General features: G+C 64.4%; 21 protein-coding genes. 7 read left to right on the top strand and 14 right to left on the bottom strand.

All coding sequences use genetic code 11. The features are described 5' to 3' along the window. Position 1 precedes the first annotated feature (1 nt). Positions 2–172 (bottom strand): hypothetical protein, encoded by a 171-nt coding sequence (locus IVA92_RS05145; RefSeq protein ID WP_247281610.1) that lies wholly within the window; start codon positions 170–172, stop codon positions 2–4. 243 nt (positions 173–415) lie between these two features. Between IVA92_RS05145 and IVA92_RS05140 the strand changes: the two genes are divergently transcribed. Then, on the top strand, positions 416–1240 hold the full coding sequence (locus tag IVA92_RS05140; RefSeq protein ID WP_247281609.1) for a Crp/Fnr family transcriptional regulator: 825 nt from the start codon (positions 416–418) through the stop codon (positions 1238–1240). Beyond that, positions 1237–1464 carry a hypothetical protein gene (locus IVA92_RS05135; protein WP_247281608.1) on the top strand — a complete coding sequence of 76 codons (228 nt, stop codon included), beginning with the start codon at positions 1237–1239 and terminating at the stop codon, positions 1462–1464. The genes IVA92_RS05140 and IVA92_RS05135 overlap by 4 nt, the downstream gene beginning before the upstream one ends. Positions 1465–1525: 61 nt before the next feature. Here IVA92_RS05135 and IVA92_RS05130 read toward each other — a convergent pair whose 3' ends face one another. The 9 genes from IVA92_RS05130 to lptF form a co-directional block, all read right to left on the bottom strand. Further along, positions 1526–1708, bottom strand: a complete 183-nt coding sequence (locus tag IVA92_RS05130) for a hypothetical protein (RefSeq protein WP_247281607.1) — start codon at positions 1706–1708, stop codon at positions 1526–1528. Between the two features lie 418 nt (positions 1709–2126). Next, positions 2127–2363, bottom strand: a complete 237-nt coding sequence (locus IVA92_RS05125) for a hypothetical protein (RefSeq protein ID WP_247281606.1) — start codon at positions 2361–2363, stop codon at positions 2127–2129. Between the two features lie 71 nt (positions 2364–2434). Continuing rightward, positions 2435–3493 carry an alcohol dehydrogenase gene (locus tag IVA92_RS05120; protein ID WP_247281605.1) on the bottom strand — a complete coding sequence of 353 codons (1059 nt, stop codon included), beginning with the start codon at positions 3491–3493 and terminating at the stop codon, positions 2435–2437. Positions 3494–3609: 116 nt separating this feature from the next. Further along, entirely contained in the window at positions 3610–4467 is an 858-nt protein-coding gene (gene rsmA, locus IVA92_RS05115) for a 16S rRNA (adenine(1518)-N(6)/adenine(1519)-N(6))-dimethyltransferase RsmA (RefSeq protein WP_247281604.1), read from the bottom strand. After that, positions 4467–5492 (bottom strand): 4-hydroxythreonine-4-phosphate dehydrogenase PdxA, encoded by a 1026-nt coding sequence (gene pdxA, locus IVA92_RS05110; protein ID WP_247281603.1) that lies wholly within the window; start codon positions 5490–5492, stop codon positions 4467–4469. Before pdxA ends, rsmA begins: the two co-directional genes overlap by 1 nt. Continuing rightward, complete coding sequence (locus IVA92_RS05105; protein ID WP_247281602.1) at positions 5492–6418, bottom strand: SurA N-terminal domain-containing protein; 927 nt, start codon at positions 6416–6418, stop codon at positions 5492–5494. Before IVA92_RS05105 ends, pdxA begins: the two co-directional genes overlap by 1 nt. A gap of 68 nt (positions 6419–6486) precedes the next feature. Further along, positions 6487–8973: an LPS-assembly protein LptD gene (locus tag IVA92_RS05100; RefSeq protein ID WP_247281601.1), complete on the bottom strand. Its 2487-nt coding sequence runs from the start codon at positions 8971–8973 to the stop codon at positions 6487–6489. Beyond that, a complete protein-coding gene (lptG, locus tag IVA92_RS05095; protein WP_247281600.1) occupies positions 8973–10070 on the bottom strand; it encodes an LPS export ABC transporter permease LptG in 1098 nt (365 codons plus the stop codon). Before lptG ends, IVA92_RS05100 begins: the two co-directional genes overlap by 1 nt. Beyond that, entirely contained in the window at positions 10067–11236 is a 1170-nt protein-coding gene (gene lptF / locus IVA92_RS05090; protein ID WP_247281599.1) for an LPS export ABC transporter permease LptF, read from the bottom strand. Before lptF ends, lptG begins: the two co-directional genes overlap by 4 nt. Before the next feature lie 338 nt (positions 11237–11574). Here lptF and IVA92_RS05085 point away from each other — a divergent pair, with 338 nt between their 5' ends. The 3 genes from IVA92_RS05085 to IVA92_RS05075 all read left to right on the top strand — a co-directional run bounded on the left by IVA92_RS05085 (position 11575) and on the right by IVA92_RS05075 (position 14180). Continuing rightward, positions 11575–13074: a leucyl aminopeptidase gene (locus IVA92_RS05085; protein ID WP_247281598.1), complete on the top strand. Its 1500-nt coding sequence runs from the start codon at positions 11575–11577 to the stop codon at positions 13072–13074. Further along, positions 13071–13523, top strand: a complete 453-nt coding sequence (locus IVA92_RS05080) for a DNA polymerase III subunit chi (RefSeq protein WP_247281597.1) — start codon at positions 13071–13073, stop codon at positions 13521–13523. Before IVA92_RS05085 ends, IVA92_RS05080 begins: the two co-directional genes overlap by 4 nt. Before the next feature lie 156 nt (positions 13524–13679). Next, positions 13680–14180, top strand: coding sequence for a hypothetical protein (locus tag IVA92_RS05075; RefSeq protein WP_247281687.1), 501 nt, complete (start codon positions 13680–13682; stop codon positions 14178–14180). A gap of 236 nt (positions 14181–14416) precedes the next feature. Here the strand turns inward: IVA92_RS05075 and IVA92_RS05070 are convergent, their stop codons facing one another. Further along, positions 14417–14785, bottom strand: coding sequence for an antibiotic biosynthesis monooxygenase family protein (locus tag IVA92_RS05070; RefSeq protein ID WP_247281596.1), 369 nt, complete (start codon positions 14783–14785; stop codon positions 14417–14419). A 97-nt stretch (positions 14786–14882) separates the two neighbouring features. Here IVA92_RS05070 and IVA92_RS05065 point away from each other — a divergent pair, with 97 nt between their 5' ends. Both IVA92_RS05065 and IVA92_RS05060 read left to right on the top strand, forming a co-directional pair. Further along, positions 14883–15353, top strand: coding sequence for a MarR family winged helix-turn-helix transcriptional regulator (locus IVA92_RS05065; protein ID WP_247281686.1), 471 nt, complete (start codon positions 14883–14885; stop codon positions 15351–15353). Positions 15354–15487: 134 nt separating this feature from the next. Beyond that, entirely contained in the window at positions 15488–16453 is a 966-nt protein-coding gene (locus tag IVA92_RS05060; protein WP_247281595.1) for a tripartite tricarboxylate transporter substrate-binding protein, read from the top strand. Between the two features lie 147 nt (positions 16454–16600). Here IVA92_RS05060 and IVA92_RS05055 read toward each other — a convergent pair whose 3' ends face one another. From IVA92_RS05055 to IVA92_RS05045, 3 genes are all read right to left on the bottom strand, one after another. Beyond that, complete coding sequence (locus tag IVA92_RS05055) at positions 16601–18460, bottom strand: ABC-F family ATP-binding cassette domain-containing protein (RefSeq protein WP_247281594.1); 1860 nt, start codon at positions 18458–18460, stop codon at positions 16601–16603. Positions 18461–18568: 108 nt separating this feature from the next. Then, complete coding sequence (locus tag IVA92_RS05050; RefSeq protein ID WP_247281593.1) at positions 18569–18742, bottom strand: hypothetical protein; 174 nt, start codon at positions 18740–18742, stop codon at positions 18569–18571. A 233-nt stretch (positions 18743–18975) separates the two neighbouring features. Then, positions 18976–19245, bottom strand: coding sequence for a sulfur globule protein precursor (locus IVA92_RS05045; protein WP_247281592.1), 270 nt, complete (start codon positions 19243–19245; stop codon positions 18976–18978). Positions 19246–19295: the final 50 nt, after the last annotated feature.

Raw genomic sequence — 19295 nt, 5'->3', positions numbered from 1 at the left:
TTCAGTCGTCACGGGGCACGTCGACGAAGCGCCGCGAGAGCTTTGCGACGGTCCAGTCGGAGACGGGCATAGCGCGGAACTCGCGGATAACGTGGGCGAGTTCCTGATCCGACATCGGCCGGACCGGCTCGTTCAGCGTTCCCTTCAGGAAAGCATCGTTGATGCTGTCCAAGTGCTCGCTTCCCAAGTGCTCGCTTCCCAGGTGCTCGCTTCGCTCCGATGCGAACAGACGGCAGATGCGCTCCAGGATCGTGGTAGGGCTCATGACAAGGCCGGCTCGGTTCGCGGGTGGAGTGGAAGCGAACCGGTGCCATCGCAAACCGGTTAGCAACCTGTGCTTCCGGCTCGCGTTCTATCCGCTGGATACACGTCAGATGTATCATTTGATAGAACCAATGCGATTTTTGGCGGCCGTATGGAAAAAGCCCACGAGGTGCTGATCCGGAACCTGTGCGAGCACACCGCGCTCGAAGAGGAGGATATTGCCGAAGTCCGCGCACTCACCTTCACGGTGCGCGACTATGCACCGAACGAGGATTTCATCTGTCAGGGCGACGAACCTGAACATTCGGTATTGGTCGTGTCGGGCATGGTCGCGCGCTACCATCTGCTTGGTAGCGGGCGGCGGCAATATCTCGCGTTCCATCTCACCGGCGACCTGCCGGACGCGCAAGGCCTGTTCATCGACCAAATGGATCATGGGCTGAGTGCGTTGGGGCCTGCTTCGGTCGCCTTCATCCCGCATCGCGAATTGTTCGCCGCGTTCAGGCGGCGATCGCTTTTCGGAATGGCCGTCTGGCGCGAGACGCTGCTCGACGCGGCGATCTTTCGCGAAGCCATCACCAACAACAGCGCCCGTCCCATGCAGGCGCGCATGGCGCACCTGTTCTGCGAGCTGTTCTATCGCGCCCGCGCCGCGCAGCTGGTCCGCGGCAATCGATGCCGCATGCCGATCAGCCTGGCGCAGCTCGGCGAGACACTGGGCATGGCGATTGCGACCGTGAACCGGACGCTCGCCGATCTCAGGCGGAGCGGGGCCATGGATCTTCGCGATGGCGAGCTGATCGTGCTGAAATGGCGCGAGTTGCAGCGGCTCGGGGATTTCAACCCGGCCTATCTGCACCAGAAGCGCCAGTCGCCGCCGCAAGCGGCAGCGCACGTCGGCGCGAGGTCCGGCTCGAGAGCGGGGAACAACTCTGTCGCGGGCACGTCATCCATGGGACGAGGGAGATGCCCATGAAAGCACTCATCGTAGCAATTACATTTGCAGCCATGGCCGGGCCCGTCATCGCTCAGAATACCGGGCCCGCTCCACAGAGCGGCATGGAAAGGCCGGAGAACACCAACGGCGCCACGGAAAAGGGGACGATGGATACCACCGGCATGAATGCAAATCGGGCAAATCGGCCCGGCATGACCGATGCGTCCAAACAAGAGAACGGGACCGACCGCAAGAAAAAATAAGGGCCGGCGCCATCCACGGCGCCGGCTTTGCAGACATACTTGTGTATGATCTGCAATTGTCTCACTCGCGCGCGCAGCAATCGACCAGCGCGCGCCAGATACGTTCGGCCTGCAATTTCCGTTGACGTTCGAAGACGGCGTCGTCCTCCGCCCGAGGCGATGTCGCGGTCGGCGTATCGCGCGGCTCAATCCAGCGCTCCGAGATGGGATCGTACCATCGGCCGAGACTCGTCACATCCAACATTCCCCTCATCGTCTATCCCATGTGCCTGTTGCTGGTGTTCTGGGTGAGCTTGCCATGCGCATCCTGCTCGCGAATGTCTTGCTTCTCGTCATCGCGGGAACTGACGGCGCGCGACCGGCCGCCGTGGGACTCCGGTTCTGCTTGGGAACCGATCGCACCGTTTCGCCCACGGCTTTGTCCTGCGCATCAACTCCACCGTTGCTGATGCGGGATCAATGCAATGAACGTTCGCGGCGTTCCAAATGGTGCCGTTACGTTCCAGATGCCATTGAACTCTGTTGCCATTGAACTCTGTTCTCCGCCGGAGAACACGGGCACCGGCGCCGGTTGCGCGTGCCCGCGTGTTCAGGAGTGAACATACAGGAGTGAACGCCTGGCAACCGGCGTCTCGGATGCGCCGGGTAGCCGCCGAACACCATCATCCAAGGCGCGCTTCACGTTTCGCGGCGGCGTTGCTCCTCGCCGAATGCACGCGGTAAGCATCGATCGCCCGGTTGGCGAGCATCAACTGCCGGCGCTCCCCGGTTCGAAGCTGCGCTTCAATGGCGTCGAGAATGACGTTGGCGCTCTCGTCCGGAGGACCGAGCTCGCCGCTCTTCTCCAGGCAGCTCCAGGCGATGAAAAATGCGCTTTCGACGGTGCAACGGATCGACATGCGCTGCCAACGCGGCGCGGCCGCAGGTGTTCCGTACGGGCGAGACTTGCGTCAGGCCCGTCGCGCTTCGGTCAGTTCTTGAGCACGATGCGGCCGACCACCTTGCCGGCGCGGAGCTCGTCGATCCATTTCTGGACCTCGCCCATCGGCTCCTCGCGCATCGGCGTCGGTTTGATCTTGCCGGCGCGTGCCAGCGCCATCAACTCGTGGGCTTCCGCGAGGGTGCCGACCATGAAGCCCTCGATGGTCATGCGCTTGTAGACCCATTGCACCATCGGCAGCGTGAACTGGCCGCCCATGAGGCCGGAGACGACGATCTTGCCGCCGCGCGCGGCAACCGCGACGGCAAACGCCATCGATTTCTCGTTGCCGGCGAAATCGACGATCTCGTCGAAACCGCCCTCGCTCTCCTTGAGGATGCGCTTGATCACGTCGGGCTCCGCCGGATCGTAGGCGTTAGCGGCGCCGTTCTTCAGCGCGGTGTCGCGAGCGGCCGGTGAGAGGTCGGCGACCGTAATCGGCTGCTTGAACATCGCCTGCGCGAACGACAGGCCCATCATGCCGACGCCGCCGAGCCCGATCAGCAGGAGGTTACGCTGGCGCGGACGGTCGACCAGGCGCTTGAGCGCGCCGTAGGCGGTCACGCCGGAGCACATCAACGTCGCGGCCTGGTTGACGGGCAGGGGATCGTAATCGAGCAGATACTTGGCGTCGGGCACCAGCACATGGGTGGCAAAGCCGCCGTCGATGGAGACGCCGAGGAAGCGCTGCTTGACGCAGAGATTCTCGTCGCCGTTCTGGCAGTCGCGGCACTGGCCGCAGCCGATCCACGGGAATACCGCCTTCTTCGCGCCGACGAGTCCGGCAGGAACGTCGGCGCCGACTTCGTCGACGACGCCGGCGATCTCATGGCCGAGCGTGAAGGGCAGCGTCATGCCGCGCGTGGTGTCGAGCTTCTTGCCGCCGCCGAGATCGGCATAGCCATCCTGGATATGCAGGTCGGAGTGGCAGAGGCCGCAGCGCTCGATGCGCACCAGGACCTCGCGACCTTGCGGCTTGGGCGTTTCGACGATGGTCTCACACAAGGGCGCGTCGAACTTGACCAGGGACTGCCTGCGCATCAGCGCCATATTCTTTCCTCCGAAATTACCGCTAAAACGTTTGGCGCTTTAGCCGATTGCTTGAGCATGATCTGTTTGGGAAAACCGCTTCACACCTTGCGCTAACGCGGCCCTTCGCGTTGGGATCACGCTGCTTCGCTTCGTATATTGGCCAATTCACGGGCCATGGCAACAAAGCCGGCAATCGGAATGGTCTCCGCACGCCGCGTCGCATCGACGCCGGCAGCTTGCGCGAGCCGCGCGGGATCGACGCCAAGCGATTTCAGGCTTTGCCGCAGCATCTTGCGGCGCTGGCCGAAAGCTGCGGCTGCGACCTGTTCGAGCAGCCGGCGATCACAGGCAAGTGGGTGTGCACGCGGCTTAAGGCGCACCACGGAGGAGGTGACCTTCGGCGGCGGCACGAAGGCTGACGGCGAAATGTCGAACAGGATTTTGGTCTCGCAGCGCCAGTTGGCGAGCACGCCGAGCCGGCCATAGGCCTCCTCGTCCTCGCACGCAACGATGCGCTCGCCGACCTCGCGCTGGAACATCAGCACCATCGTCTCGTACCAGGGTGGCCAGGGCTCGGTGGTGAGCCAGTTGATCAGCAGCTGGGTTGCGATGTTGTAGGGCAGGTTGGCGACGATTTTTGCTCTTTCGCCATCGAGCAGCGGACGCGGGTCGAAGGTCATGGCATCGCCATGCACGATCTCGAGCCGGCCGGGATAGCGCGCGGCGATATCCCCAAGCGCCGGGATCGCGCGCTCGTCATGCTCGATGGCGATGACGCGCCTCGCGCCGAGCGCGAGCAAAGCGCGCGTCAGCCCGCCCGGGCCGGGGCCGATCTCGACGATGGTGGAGTCCTCGAGCGGCGCGGCGGCGCGCGCGATGCGCGCGGTGAGGTTGAGGTCGAGCAGAAAGTTCTGGCCGAGCGATTTGCGGGCCGACAGCGCATGCTGGCGGATGACCTCGCGCAGCGGCGGGAGGTCGTCGATCGCGTTCATCAGAGGTTCGCAGCCGCCATGCGGCTGGCGAGCCGAAGCGCGGCGATCAGGCTTGCCGGATTGGCCCTGCCGGTGCCGGCGATGTCGAAGGCGGTGCCGTGATCGGGCGAGGTGCGGATAAAGGGCAGGCCGAGCGTGACGTTGACGGCGTCGTCGAAAGCGACCGTCTTGATCGGGATCAGCGCCTGGTCGTGATACATGCAGACGGCGCAGTCATAGGTCTGTCGCGCGGCCTCGTGGAACATGGTGTCGGCAGGCAATGGACCCCTGGCTTCGATGCTCTCGTTGCGCAGCGCCTTCAGCGCCGGCGCGATGATGGTCTGCTCCTCGTGGCCGAGCGAGCCGTCCTCGCCGGCGTGCGGATTGAGGCCGGAGACTGCGATGCGCGGCCTCGTGATGCCGAAGCGGGATTTGAGCTCGGTCGCAACGATTCGAACGGTCGAGGCGATCAATTCGCTCGTGAGTTGGGCCAGCGCCTCGCGCAGCGAAACGTGGATGGTCACGGGCACCACGGCGAGCTGCGGCGACCACAGCATCATCACGGGCTGCGGGACGTGGCCGTCCGTCGCGGCGAGCTCGGCGAGGTATTCGGTGTGGCCGGGATGACGGAATCCTGCGCGGTAGAGCACGCTTTTGGCGATCGGATTGGTAACGACGGCGCCGGCGCGGCCCTCGCGGACGTCGGTGACCGCCTGGCGGATCGAGGCGAGCGCGGCCGGCGCGCTCGATGCGTCGGGCTTGCCGGGCTCGGCCGTGGCGTGCTCGCCGGTGGCAACCACTGGCAGGGCGTCCGCGAAGGCGGCGTTGGCCTCACTGGGGTTCACCGCGGCAATGCTGATGTCGGCGCCGAGCGCCTTGGCGCGCCGGGCGATCAGCGCCTCGTCGCCGAGCAGGTAGAAGGCGGGCAGGTTCAGCTCACGGCGCCTGAGCCAGGCCGCGATGGTGATGTCGGGGCCGATGCCGGCGGGCTCCCCCAGGGTCAGGGCGAGGGGTTTTGCTGGGCGCGCTGAGGAGGGCTCGGCCATCAGCGGTTGCGATATTCGATCATCGCCGCTTTGCGGAGCTCTTCGAGATAGGCCTTTTGGGTCTTCTCGTACTTCTCCTGATACATCTTCTCGCGGACCTCGCGCTTCTTCGGCGTGTCGATCATGGTCGGCTTGCGCGCGCACAGCACCACCATCTCGATGCCAGCCTTGGTCACTTCGGGCGCGGTGAGGTGGCCGATCGGCGTGTCGTCGAGCACCTTGCGCAGCGCCTCGGGCAGTTCTGCGGTGGTCTTGGTGACGGTGTCGCGGATGGTGGCGTTCGGTGTCGAGCGGAACAGCGAGTTGGCTTCCTCGCAGCTTCCGACGCGCGCGCGGTAGGTGTCCGCTTCCTTCTTCCGTGTTTCCACGAACGCCGGCGACGAGCCGCGCGGCACGATCAACACGATCGGCTGCATCTTGTATTCGGTGCCCTCGACCTGAAGCTTGTCGCCGGTCTGGGCCTGCACGGCCTGCGCGACGTCGCGCTCGCCGACCTGGAGGCGCTCCTTGTAGCGGCCGCGGACGAGGCTGGTCCAGACCATCTCGGCCTTCATGCGGCCCTTCAGCGTCTCGGGGCGGACGCCCTTGGATTCGAGCGACTTGGTAAGCTGGTCCGGCGTGATGCGCATGCGCTGCGCCATCCCCTCATAGGACTGGTTGATGTCGGAGACGCCGGGATCGACCCCGTACTTCTTGCCTTCCTTCATCTTCACCTTGTCGTCGATCAGCTCGTTGATGACCTGCTCGCGGCTCGGGGTCTTCTGCGTCGTGAGCTGGTCGAGCTTGGAGCGCTGCTCGATGTCGAAATCGGTGATGGGATCGCCATTGACCATGACGACGATGTTCTGCCCCCGCGCCGGCGCACCGGCCAGGAACAGGGCGGCGAGGACGAGAAGGAGGCGGAAGATCGGCAACGGAATCGTCATGGTTATCGCTCGCATGTCAGCCGCGCCGAGCCTGTGGTGGGGCAAGCGCGGCCGGCACTTCAAACCGCTCACTGGAGGCCCGAGGAACCGCTGGTCGTCGAAGAGGTCGCCAGCGTGCGCAGGCCGATCTGGAACATGAACGCGTGGCTCAGAACGGGCGGTGCGGATCCCGCGGAATAGCTATAGGAAGTTACATAGTTCGCCGCCAGCACGAAGCAATCGTCGACATAGCCGGCCCCGAGCACATACTGATTGATCTTGTTGGCCTCGAGATCCCAGCGGGCCGAGCCCGACACCACCCAGTTGGCGGCGACCTTCAGCGAGCCTGTCGTCAGGATGCCCTCACGGCGGGTCAGGTAGCCGAGTTCCGGCTGCGCTGCGTAATTGCCGTACAGCATGCTGACTGACCAGCGATTGAAATTGGCGCGGCCTTCCGCCTCGAAACGCTGGACGTTCCAGGTCTGCTCGTCCATGCGGGAGCGGACGCTGAACGTATACGTGCTGTTGGGTGAGTAGCTGGCGCTCGTGACGTAATCGGAGCGCGGCTTGTCGAGGCCGGAATTGAGACCGGTATTGAGGGTGTCCTGGACCGTAAAGGAGTTCAGGCCGAACAGGTGGTAGGACTGGCCGAACAGCACCTTGACGGCACCGCCCTTGTCGAACTGCGTGGTGGATTGCACGCCGACATTGGCGCGGCCACCGCCCTCGACGCGATCGTAGCCGGAGAACTTGTCGACGCTGAACAGGTTCGAGGCGTCGAACACCATGCTCTGGGCGTCCTCGTTCGGGAGCTTGCCGGCATAGGTCTCGTTCGGCCGGATGATGATCTGTGCGATCGGCTCGATAGTGGTCGAGCCCCAGGGCTGAATGTTGATGAAGGGGTAGCGGTATTCCAGGCCCACGGTCGGCATCAGGCGGAACGCCTGGGTGTCGCCGACGGGCAGGTAGTTCGACACGCCCGGCTGGTTGGAGACCGAGGAATTGATCGCATCTGCGCGCAGGCTGGCGAACGGCGTCCAGATCTGGCCGAACGGATCGGTGAAGGACTTGCGCCACTGCGCTTCAGCGGTGAGGCGGGTGTAGGTGCCGGGGAAGCCGCGCAGGAGGCACTGCGAGGGCGTACGGGCCAGCGGATCGGCCGATGCCGTCGTGCACAGGCTGCTGGTATTGGCGACCGTCGTGATCGGATCGAACACCGCTCCGTCACGCGACAGGTTCACGAAATTGGTCTTGTAGCTGAACTCGCCGCCGAAAACGGGATAGTTGAGCACGTTCGAATAGTCGATCACCGGATAGACGATCGGCACCTGGCTCTGGTTACCCGAATAGCTCAGCCAGTACATCGTGCGCGCATCGAAGAAGCTGCGATTGCCGACGCCGGTCAGATAGAGCTGCGACAGCGCTTCCGTCGGCAGCAGCAGGAACGAGCCGAGCGGGTCGCGGTATTGATAGAGCCGGTAGTCCGAGAAGAAATAATAGTCGGACATCAGGACGCCGTCCCAACCCCAGACCCATTTGTCGTTCAGCGCGAACTGGCCCTTGGTGTCGACCGCGCCGCGGAACTGACGGTCGCCGGGCTGCCCGGCGAACGCTCCGGGATCGAGCTGGTCGATGCCATAAGCGCGGATCTGGTAGGCGCCGTCGATCAGGCGCTGCCGGAATTCGCCCTGCAGCATCACGCCCTGCCGCGTCATGAAGCGGGGGGTGATAGTTGCGTCCATGTCGGGCGCGATCGCCCAATAATAGGGAATTTCGGCGCCGAAGCCGGTGTTCGTCGTGCCCGGGAAATAGCCCGGCATCAGGAAACCGGACTTGCGCTTCACCGTCGGGTCGGGCGTCGAGAAATAGGGCATGTAGGCGAGCGGCACGCCGAAGAATTCGAGCTGTGCCGTCTCGAAATACAGCATCTTCTCCTGCTGGTCGTGGATGATGCGCGCGCCCTTCACCTGCCACAGCGGCGGCTTCTTCGGATCGTCCTTACACGGTGCGCAGGCGGTGTAGACGCCGTTCTCGAACACCGTGTAATTGCCGCTGGAGCGGTCAGCGCGGCTCGCGGCCATGCGGGTCTGGTCGGCGGTATCCACGCGCAGCGAATCGACGAAACCGTCGCGGTAATCGTCGGAGAGATCCATGATCTCGGCATAGGTGATCTTGCCGTCGGCATCCGTCATGCGGATGTTGCCTTCGGCATGGAGCCGCTTGGTCTTCTGGTCGTAAATGACCCTATCGGCCTCGACGCTGGTGCCGTTGTAGAACAGCTGGACGTTACCGACCGCGGAGACGCGCGAATTGTTGTAGTCGTAGTCGACCTCGGTCGCCTGCACCAGCATCTGGTTGTCGTTGGGGCCCCTCTGCGGCTTCGGACGCGGTGGCAACGGATTATAGGTGTACTGGGCGGAGGCGGGCATCACTGCAGCAAGGTCGATCACCGCGCCGAGCGAAGCGGCAGCGGCGACTGCGAGCAGAAGCCTGCGAACGGACCAGCCGCGCCCGTTCGCGCGCACCAATGTGCGCCGCGTCGAACGAGACACGAGCCCTCGGTGGACGGCAGTCACTATCCGTCCTCCTGATAGAGCAAGGCCAAAAAGCCGGTGAGGCCGCCCACCACAACGGGCAACCACGCCGCAGCGATCGGATGCATCAACTCAGCCTTGCTCAAATCCTCAGTTACTTTCGACAGGACGTAGAGCAGAAAGCCTGCGCCCACGCCACTCAAAACCATCTTCTGCACGCCGCCCATCCGGAAGAAGCGCAACGACACGGAGGCCGCCAGCATCACCATGGCCGCCAGCAAAAACGGCTGTGCCAGAAGCTTCTGATACTGGAGTCGGTATCCTGCTGTCGCGAAGCCCGAGCTTTCGGAGGAGCGGATGTAGCTCGGTAGTTGCCAAAAGGACACAGTCTCTGGTGTGGAAAAGCTGTTGCGGACCTGCGCCTCGGTCAATGTCGTCGGGATCTCGAGGCGGGCCTGGTCGACTGGCGGGGAGTCCAGCGAGAAGCGGCGGACGCCCTTGAACAGCCAACGGCCAGCCTCCAGCGTCGCCTCGCGCGCTTCGATCCGTTCCTTGAAGTGCTGCTCCGTATCAAACCGGAACAGCGTGAGGCCGGTGAGCCGGACGCCCTGCTGCTCGCTGCGCGCCGCATTGATAATGGTCTGGCCGTCGCTGGTCACCTGATTGAGCCAGAAGCCGGACGCATCCTGGATGCCGCCGCCGGGCGCCGAGCCGAACAGCTCCGCCTCCATGCGCTTGGAGAGTTCGCGCAAGTTGGCCGACATCGGATTGTAGGCGACGGTGGCGATCACCCCGATCAGGAGCGCGCTGCCGAGCGCCGGCGAGATGAACTGCCAGGCGGAAATGCCGGCAGCGCGCGCGACCACGAGCTCGAGCCGGCGGGAGAGCGCGAGATAGCAGGTCATCGCGCCGATCAGCATGCAGAACGGCGTCAGCTTCTCCAGGAGCTGCGGCACCCGGAACAGCGAGGTCTCGGCCACCATGATCGCCGAGGCGGATGCAAGGCCGGAGGTCTTGCGCACCATCTCGATGTAGTCGACCAGCACCAGCAGCAGGAAGATGCTGGCGAACACGCCGAGCGCGGCGACCACGAAGCGGCCGGCGAAATAGCGCCCGAGCGTGTTGGTGAGCATGCTCATGCGATGGCCGGCCGTCTGAACAGCCGCGCGATCCGTGCGTTCGATCTGTTGATGGCCTCCATGAGGCGCGGAGGCGGCTCGACCACCACGCCGCCGATGATCATCCAGAGCCCGACGCCGATGGCGCCCATGACCATCGCGTATTGCACCAGCACCGCCCCCGGCGATTTCACCGCCATCACCGAGCAGGCGAAGCCGGCCATGCGCAGGCCGAACACCGCGAGGATCGAGGAGCCGATCGAGAAATTGCGGCTTTGGCGGGTGGTGCGAGGCGCACCCAGGAATGCAAAGGTCAGCACAGCAAAGGCGAAGGGATAGATCGGCGCCAGGATGCTGTCGTGCAGGGCCGAACGGAACTGGCCGGGAATCTGCTTGTAGACCGGATCGTCCTCGGACGGCGAGAACAGCTCCCAGAGATAGCGTTCGCGGATGCCGAGGGTGACGTCGCGGCCCTGGCCCGAGAATTTGGACATGTCGAAGCCATAGCGGCCGAACGCCACCAGCGCCGGGTCGCGCTTGCCGGCTTCGAAGCGCTGGAGATTGCCCGTCTCTAGCACCAGGAACGATCCGGTCTCGTTCTTCACCACCTCGCCGTGCTCGGCGACGATCGAGACGCGCTCGTTCGGATCGCGGCGATCGTCGATGAAGATGCCGGCGAGGATGCCGCCGGGCTGGCGCTCGCGGATCCGGATCGTCAGATTCTTGTCGAGCTGGGCGAAGCGGCCGGGTTGGAGAATGTTGGTGAGCACGTCGGCGGTGATCTCGGCGTCCCATTGCTTGATCCGCCGCATTCCGTCGGGAGCGAGATAGGCCGCGATGAAGGCGACCAGCAGCGCCACCACACAGGTGGCGTAGAAGAACGGATAGAACAGGCGGAACGGCGAGAAGCCCGCCGCATTCATCACGATGATCTCGGAATCGGTCGCCAGCTTGTTCAGCGTGTGCGAGATCGCGATCATCAACGCGATCGGCGAGATGATCAGGACCAGGGCCGGGATGACGAGGCTGGTGATGCCGAGGAAGGTGAGGATGGTCTGACCCTGGCTCGTCATCAGGTCAATGCCGCGCAACGCCTGCGTAATCCAGATCACGCCGGTGAGGCTGACCAGGACCAGCGCAAACGACGCGAGCGTCGTGCGGAAGATATACTTATCAATCGACCCCATGCGCTACCGCACGAATCCCACCAAGGCCCCAATGCTGGCTGGAATCCGGCTGCCCGACCCAATCCCGAAACGGGATCCCCAAGGGACGGCCAGCCATCGGTTCCGCCAGCTTACTCTCTCACTAGCATCCCTTTGATCCGTCAACAAAATGGCTGCCCCGTGGCACCCTCAATATATGGTTAATATTTCGCTCGTTGTGGCCTGAGGGCCACGGCGGCGCTTGGCATCTGGCGGGCTGCTGGCCCATAGTACGAAAATCTCAGTGAATCGCCGTTCAGCTCCGGCCCCTGGCCGGGATCGCGGGACGGCGAAAAGCCCCACATTTTGGAGGAGTTACCATGTCCGATGCCATCAAGGTCGGCTTTGTCCCGCTGTCTGCCGCCCCCCGTGGCATCCTGGTTGTGTTCTGCGACGATGGCCTGAAGCTCGGCCCCGCGACGGCAAAGGCGCTCGGCAGCGCCGCTGACCTCGTGAAGCGGGCGGCCTCCGCGGCCGCCTTCAAGGGGAAGAGCGGGGCCGCGCTGGACATCCTGGCACCTGAGGGGGTGAAGGCCACCCGCCTGATCGTGATCGGCGCGGGCAAGGCGGCCAGCCTGAAGGCGAACGATTTCCTCAAATTCGGCGGCGTGGCGGCAAGCAAGCTTCCGGCCGGGACCGCGGCCATGACGATCCTGGCGGAGCTGCCCGATGGCGCCATGACCAGCGACCAGGCGGTCGCGGTCGCCTCGGGCCTTCGCTTACGCGCCTACAAGTTCGACCGCTACAAGACCAAGAAGAAGGACGGCGAGGAGGGCGGCTCGCGCGCCGACATCTCGCTTGCGGTCGGCGATGCCACTGCTGCGAAGAAGGCGTTCGCCGCGGCTGGCCACGTCGTCGATGGCGTGATCATCGCGCGCGATCTCGTCAACGAGCCGCCGAACGTGCTTTTCCCCGAGGAATTCGCGCGCCGCGCCGGCCAGCTCCGCAAGCTTGGCGTCAAGGTCGAGGTGCTCGACGTCAAGGCGATGCAGAAGCTCGGGATGGGCGCGCTGCTCGGCGTCGGCCAGGGCTCGACGCGGCCCAGCCGCACCGTGATCATGCGCTGGGACGGGGCCAAGAAGGGCGAGGCGCCCGTCGCGTTCGTCGGCAAGGGCGTCTGCTTCGACACCGGCGGCATCTCGATCAAGCCGGCCGGCAGCATGGAGGACATGAAGGGCGACATGGGGGGAGCTGCCTGTGTCGTCGGCCTGATGCATGCGCTCGCGGCGCGTAAGGCCCAGGTCAACGTGGTCGGCGCCATCGGTCTCGTCGAGAACATGCCCGACGGCAATGCGCAGCGGCCGGGCGACATCGTCACCTCGATGTCGGGCCAGACCATCGAGATCATCAACACCGATGCCGAAGGCCGCCTCGTGCTCGCCGACGTGCTCTGGTACGTTGCGAAGAAGGTGAAGCCCAAATTAATGGTGGACCTGGCGACGCTGACCGGTGCCATCATGGTCGCGCTCGGCACCGAGCATGCCGGCATGTTCTCCAACAATGACGAGCTCGCCGACCGGCTGATCGCGGCCGGCCTCGAGAGCGGGGAAAAGGTCTGGCGCATGCCGCTCGGTCCCGAATACGACAAGCTGATCGATTCCCAGTTCGCCGACATGAAGAACACCGGCGGCCGTCACGGCGGCTCGATCACCGCGGCGCAGTTCCTGCAGCGCTTCGTCGACGATGTGCCCTGGGCGCATCTCGACATTGCCGGCACCGCCATGGGCGCGCCGAAGACCGACATCAACCAGAGCTGGGGAAGCGGCTATGGCGTCCGTCTGCTGGATCGTCTGGTCGCAGATCATTACGAGCGCAAATGACCGAAGTGCTGTTCTATCATCTGCAAAACATGACGGTGGAGAACGTGTTGCCGCCGCTTCTGGAGAAATCCCTCGAGCGCGGCTGGCGCGTCGTGGTGCAGTCGACGTCGGAGGAGCGCGCCGATGCGCTGGACGCGCATTTGTGGACCTATCGCGACGATTCCTTCCTGCCGCACGCGACATGGCGCGTGAACGATGCCGTCGACCAGCCGATCGTGCTGGCGATCGAGGCGGACAATCCGAACGGCGCCAATGTCCGCTTCCTGGTCGACAACGCCGCGCTGCCGCAGGACGCGGAGGGCTACGAGCGCATGGTGTTGTTGTTCAACGGGGACGATCCGGACGCGCTTGCGCTCGCCCGCAGTGCCTGGGCCGATTGCAAGGCGCGTGGATTTGATGTCACCTATTGGCAGGCCGACGAGCGGGGCCGGTGGCAGAAGCGGAATTAGAGACTGCTCGCAATTAATGATAATTTGCACTTTACGAACGATGCTGGCTTCGGTCACCTTCGTGCCGCAAAGGGATGTTGGGACAATCGTTTAGGGCTGGTCCTTCACGCGGGGAATTAGTTTATCGTGCGACATCAAAAGCTTCCCGGCTCGCTCATGATTGCGTTAGCTGCCGTAGCACCGCTGGTCGCGGGCTGCTCTGGCGGGACTGATCTGTTGTCGAAGGACGCAGAATGGTTCCAGAAGCCCGGCCGTCTCTTCATCAAGAACATCTCGATCGAATCGCCGCCACTCACGCCTGATAAACCGGTGGGAGCCGAGGATCTCGTCAGTGCCGACGGTGGCTGTCCCGGCATGGCGCCGCCTCCCGGGCCGGCAGACGCCAATGCATCGAGCACGGCGCCCGCGCCGCTGGGCGGCACGGTCGCGCTTGGCCATACCGAATGCGACGTGGTGCGCGGCATCGGGGCGCCTTCGTCGGTCAACCTCTCCAATGACGCCATCGGCCGCCGCGTTGCCGTGGTGACTTGGACGACCGGTCCGCGAGCGGGGATCTATACGTTCACCGCCGGACGCTTGTCCTCGATCGAGGGCAATCCCGAGCCGCAGCCGGCGCCGAAGGCGACCAAGCCGAAGCCGAAGAAGAAGTCGGCATAAGCGCGGCCGCGTGACATGACTTGTTTCCCAGAGAGCCGACGCTTGCGGTCGCCATTGTTCTCTGTGTCTAAGCGGTTCAATCTCAACGCTCCGATGAACGCGGCAGGAAGCCGTTGAATTCGGAGTCCCATTGCTGGCTCTTTGCCATCCGTCTCGGCTGAACACATGCGCCGAAGAAGTTGGTCGCCTTTTCGGTTCTGATTGCTGGCTCCCTCCGTGAATGCTCGCGGGGCGGATTACGCCGTGCAGACGCCTGCCACCGCGACCTTCTGGAACAGATGCGGAGAAGCGACTGCGGACGCGGGATAGGCCGCGATCTTTGATCTGAATTCGGTGTGCGTGAACGCAGCCCTGAAGTGGGCAGTCGATTCCCAGACAGCATAGTTCAGATAGGTCGGACTCTCGCCGATCGCGCGATGAAGCTGAGTGGCAATGAAGCCGGGCTGCCGCTTCATGAAGACCGCATCGTCCTGCCAGACCTCGAGGAAGGTTTGCTCATCGGCCTTGTCGAGGGTGAAGACATTCACCAGGACGACGGGGCCGGCGTCAATGCCGAGTTGACGGTCGATCGGAAAGGAAGGGTCCAGCGGGCGTAGCAGCGACATGAAGGCCTCCGGTAACTTGGTTATATGATGTCAGTGTGGTACTATGGATACGATGTCAAATCGACATTATGATGTCAATACGGTCTATGGTGACGATATGTTGAAGTCGCAGCGAACGTCGGCCGGCGATGCCCTGACCAAGCTCATGCTTGACTTGTTCCGGCTGAACAGCCTGCTCTTGACCGCGGGTGACCGTCTGGTGGCCCGGCTCGGACTTACGAGCGCCCGTTGGCAGATACTGGGCGCCATTGTGCAGGCGGAGCGTCCCCAACCGGTGGCTTGGCTCGCCCGCGATCTGGGCGCCAACCGCCAAAATGTGCAGCGGATCGTCAACGACCTGCACGCGGACGGCCTTGTCGCCTTCGAGGCCAACCCGCATCACCGCCGAGCGCAGCTTGTTGTCCTCACTGACAAGGGACGGCGCGCTTTCGATGCCGCGATGGCTTTGCAGGCGCCGTGGGTCAACAGCCTTTCGGAAGGGCTTGCGGTGAAGGACCTGCAAACCGTCCATCGCATCGTCGCGGCACTACGCAAGAAGCTCGAGAGCGAGACCGAGGAGCAGACGTAACGCTCGGCGAGCGGGGCACGCGCGTCCGCGGTGCGTCATCATCGTGATCGCGACATGGCTGTTGAACCTGCTTTCCTGATGGTCTTGCCGCCACGAATACGCTCATATGGAGCTACAAGAATTTGGAGGAGACTATGCGGTTCATCGCCTTCATATCGGCTCTGCTTCTGCCGCTCGGCGCGGCGGTCGCCCAGGACTATCCGGCGAGGCCCATCACCATCCTGGTGCCCTTCGCCGCCGGCGGACCGACCGACACCATCGCGCGCCTGACCGCGGCAGGCATGGCGAAATCCCTGGGACAGCAGGTCATCGTCGAGAACGCGACCGGCGCCGGCGGCACCATCGGCACGACCCGCGCCGCGCGCGCGCAGCCGGACGGGTATACGCTCTTGATCCATCACGTCGGCATCTCGACCGCCGCGACGCTCTACCGCAATTTGAGCTACGACACGAAGACGGCTTTTGCGCCGATCGGACTTGTGACCAACGCGCCGATGACCATCATTGCGCGTCCGGATTTCCCGGCCGACACGCTCAAGGACCTGGTCGCCTATGCCCAGCAGCAGGGCGACAAATTGACCTACGCCAATGCCGGGCTCGGCGCGGCGTCGCATCTCTGCGGCATGCTGTTCATGACGGCGATCCAGAAGCAGCTCACCACGGTGCCCTACAAGGGCAACGGCCCCATCATGAACGACCTGCTCGGCAGGCAGATCGATCTCACCTGCGACCAGGCGACGAACACCACCGGACCGATCACGGCCAAGCAGGTCAAGGCCTATGCGATCACCACCAAGGAGCGGCTGAGGAGCCTGCCCGATCTGCCGACGGCCGACGAGGCCGGCCTCAAAGGTTTCGAGCTCGGCGTCTGGCACGGCATCTATGCCCCCAAGGGCACGCCGCCGGCGATCGTTCAAAAGCTGACGGCTGCGCTCCAGACGGCGCTCAAGGATCCGACGCTGATAGCCCGGTTCAACGACATCAACACCGAGCCTGTCCCGCAGGACAAGGCGACGCCCGAGGCGTTGGGTGCGATGCTGACGAGCGAGATCGACCGCTGGGCGCCGATCATCAAGGCAGCCGGCCAATACGCCGACTGAGTCATCCCAGTATAATGGTGCCGACATCGCCGCCGGGCGGCGCCGACCGCGCCGTAAAAGAACATTCAGTGCAATGGCTCATTTCCGGGTATTAACATACCGGTACTGTGCATGGGGTTGTTTTCACGATTTTGATGAGGCGGGACGTTATCCCGCCGCCTCATCGTATTGCGTGCTCGCCTCGAGCCATTGCTCCTCCGCGCGCGCCAATGCGTCGGCCGCGTTCGCGCGGGCCTTCGACAGTTGCGCAGCCTGCTTGGGGTCGCGGGTGAAGATGTCGGGCAGCGCCAGCGCCGTGTCGATCTTGCTGATGATCTCGCTCACGCGGGCGATCTCGGCTTCGGCTTCCGCGATGCGCTTCTTCAGCGAGCCGCGATTGTCCGACCTCACGCGCTGCGGCTTCTCGCTCGCGACGCTGCGCTCGCGCGGCGCTTCGGCGTTGCGCGCGGACAGCACCAGGCGGCGGTACTCGTCGAGGTCGCCGTCGTAATTGGTCACGGTGCGGTTGGCGACGATCCAGAGCCGCTCGGCGCAGGCCTCGATCAGGTAGCGGTCGTGCGAAACCATGATCACTGCGCCGGGAAACTCGTTGATCGCCTCCGCGAGCGCGGCGCGGCTGTCGATGTCGAGATGATTGGTCGGCTCGTCCAAAATGATCATGTTGGGGCCGAAGAAGGTCGCTAGCCCCAGCAGCAGCCGTGCCTTCTCGCCGCCCGACAGTTTTCCGACTATGGTGTCGGCGGCCTTGCCGGAAAAGCCGATCGCACCGGCGCGGGCGCGCACCTTCGCTTCCGGCGCATCGCCCATCAGCTTGCGCACATGGTCGTAGGCGGAGGCGTCCTCGTTCAGCTCATCGAGCTGGTGCTGGGCGAAATAGGCGATCGACAGCTTGTCCGCGCGGGTCACTCTGCCAGAGAACGGAGCGAGCCGTCCGGCGAGCAGCTTGACCAGCGTCGACTTGCCATTGCCGTTGGCTCCGAGCAGCGCGATGCGGTCGTCATTGTCGATGCGTAAGGTGACGCGGCTCAGCACAGGCGTTTCCGGATCGTAGCCGACCGAGACGTTGTCGACGGCGATGATCGGCGGGGACAGGATCTTCTCCGGCGCCGGAAAGCTGATCTCGCGCACGTCCTCGGTGACCAGCGCCGTGATCGGCTTCAGCCGCTCCAGCATCTTGACGCGGGACTGCGCCTGCCGCGCCTTGGAGGCCTTGGCCTTGAAGCGGTCGACGAAGGCTTGCAACCGTGCGCGTTCGGCTTCCTGGCGCTTGACCTGCTTGGCATCGAGCAATTCGCGCGCGGCGCGCTGCTCCTCGAAGGAGGAATAGGTGCCCTTGTAGAGCGTGAGCTTGCCGCGCTCCAGATGCAGGATCTGGTCGACCGAGCTGTCCAGGAGGTCGCGGTCGTGGCTGATCACGATCACCGTGCGCGGATAATGCGCGAGGTGATCCTCCAGCCACAGCGTGCCTTCGAGATCGAGATAGTTGGTGGGCTCGTCGAGCAGCAACAGGTCGGGCGCCGCGAACAGCGTCGCGGCGAGCGCGACGCGCATGCGCCAGCCGCCGGAGAACTCGGCGCAGGGGCGGAGCTGATCGGCGGCGGAGAAGCCGAGGCCGGAGAGGATCGCGGCCGCACGGCTCGGCGCCGAATGCGCGTCGATGTCGACGAGGCGGGTCTGGATCTCGGCGATCCGGTGCGGATCGGTCGCGCGCTCGGCCTCGGCGAGCAGCGCGTCGCGTTCGAGATCGGCCCTGAGCACGACAGAGATCAGGCTCTCGGGGCCGTTCGGCGCCTCCTGCGCCAGGCTGCCGACGCGCCAGCGCGGCGGCAGCGTCACCGAGCCGTGCTCGGCCGCGACTTCGCCGCGGATCACCTTGAACAGGGTCGACTTGCCGGTGCCGTTGCGCCCGACCAGGCCGACGCGGGACCCGGGCGTGATCTGCACGGAACTCTGGTCAATCAGAAGGCGTCCGGCGAGGCGGACGGAGAGATCGGTGATGGACAGCATCCGGCCTTGTCACCGCAGGGCGCGTCGAACGCAACCCGTTTTTCCAAGCTTGTCGTTCAGCGTGCCCCTTCGGAAAACCGCTTCACACCTTTCCCGATCATGCTCCCATCAGTGCGATTCGCGCTCGCGCTGCCTCAATTCGTTGAGCAACTTCTCGAGGTGCGTCGGGAGGCGGGGATCGGGGCGCAGACTCTGCTGAAGCCGTTCGCCCACGGCATCGCGAATCGAGCGGCTGGTGCGCCGGTCGATCTGTTCGCTGTCATTGGCAAAAAGGCCAGCCATCGCGCGGTTCCGTGTTCTCAGAGGTAAGGACACGGTACCAAGTCATTGCGCCCAAAATGGTTTCGCTGCTTGCGGGGAATCCCCGGGATTCTCGTAAAAATTGTATTATGCCAGCCATGTCCGCCCAAATAAAAGGCCCCGGCGCGGACGCCGGGGCCTCTCCTGAAGGGTTACCTTGGGGGCATAGGTAACCCCTTTGTTCAGGAAGGTGCTTGCGGAAGGTGCTGTCGGGCTCAGTAGCAGCGGTTGATCAGCCGCCAGCGGGGTCCCCAGGGGGTCGGGACCAGCCGGCGCACGTAGCAGCCGCCATAACCGTAGGAGACGGGACCGCCGACATAGAAACGCGGTCCGCCCCAGCCGCGGTGCCAGCCGCCGCCGTGCCAGCCTCCGCCGTGCCAGCCGCCATGCCAGCCGCCATGCCAGTGGGCGGAAGCGGAGGTCGGCGCCAGCGCGGCACCAAGCGCGACCGCGGCAACGGCGGCAAGCGAAAGTTTCCTCAACATGGTGATCTCCTCAACAATTGCCGGCGCGGGGCTATCGCGCCGATGGAAAG

Origin of the sequence: Bradyrhizobium sp. 154 (assembly GCF_023073875.1) — a bacterium.
Classification (GTDB): Bacteria; Pseudomonadota; Alphaproteobacteria; order Rhizobiales; family Xanthobacteraceae; genus Bradyrhizobium.
Note: the sequence above shows the minus strand (reverse complement) of the source record. Positions and strands in the feature narration are given on the sequence as shown.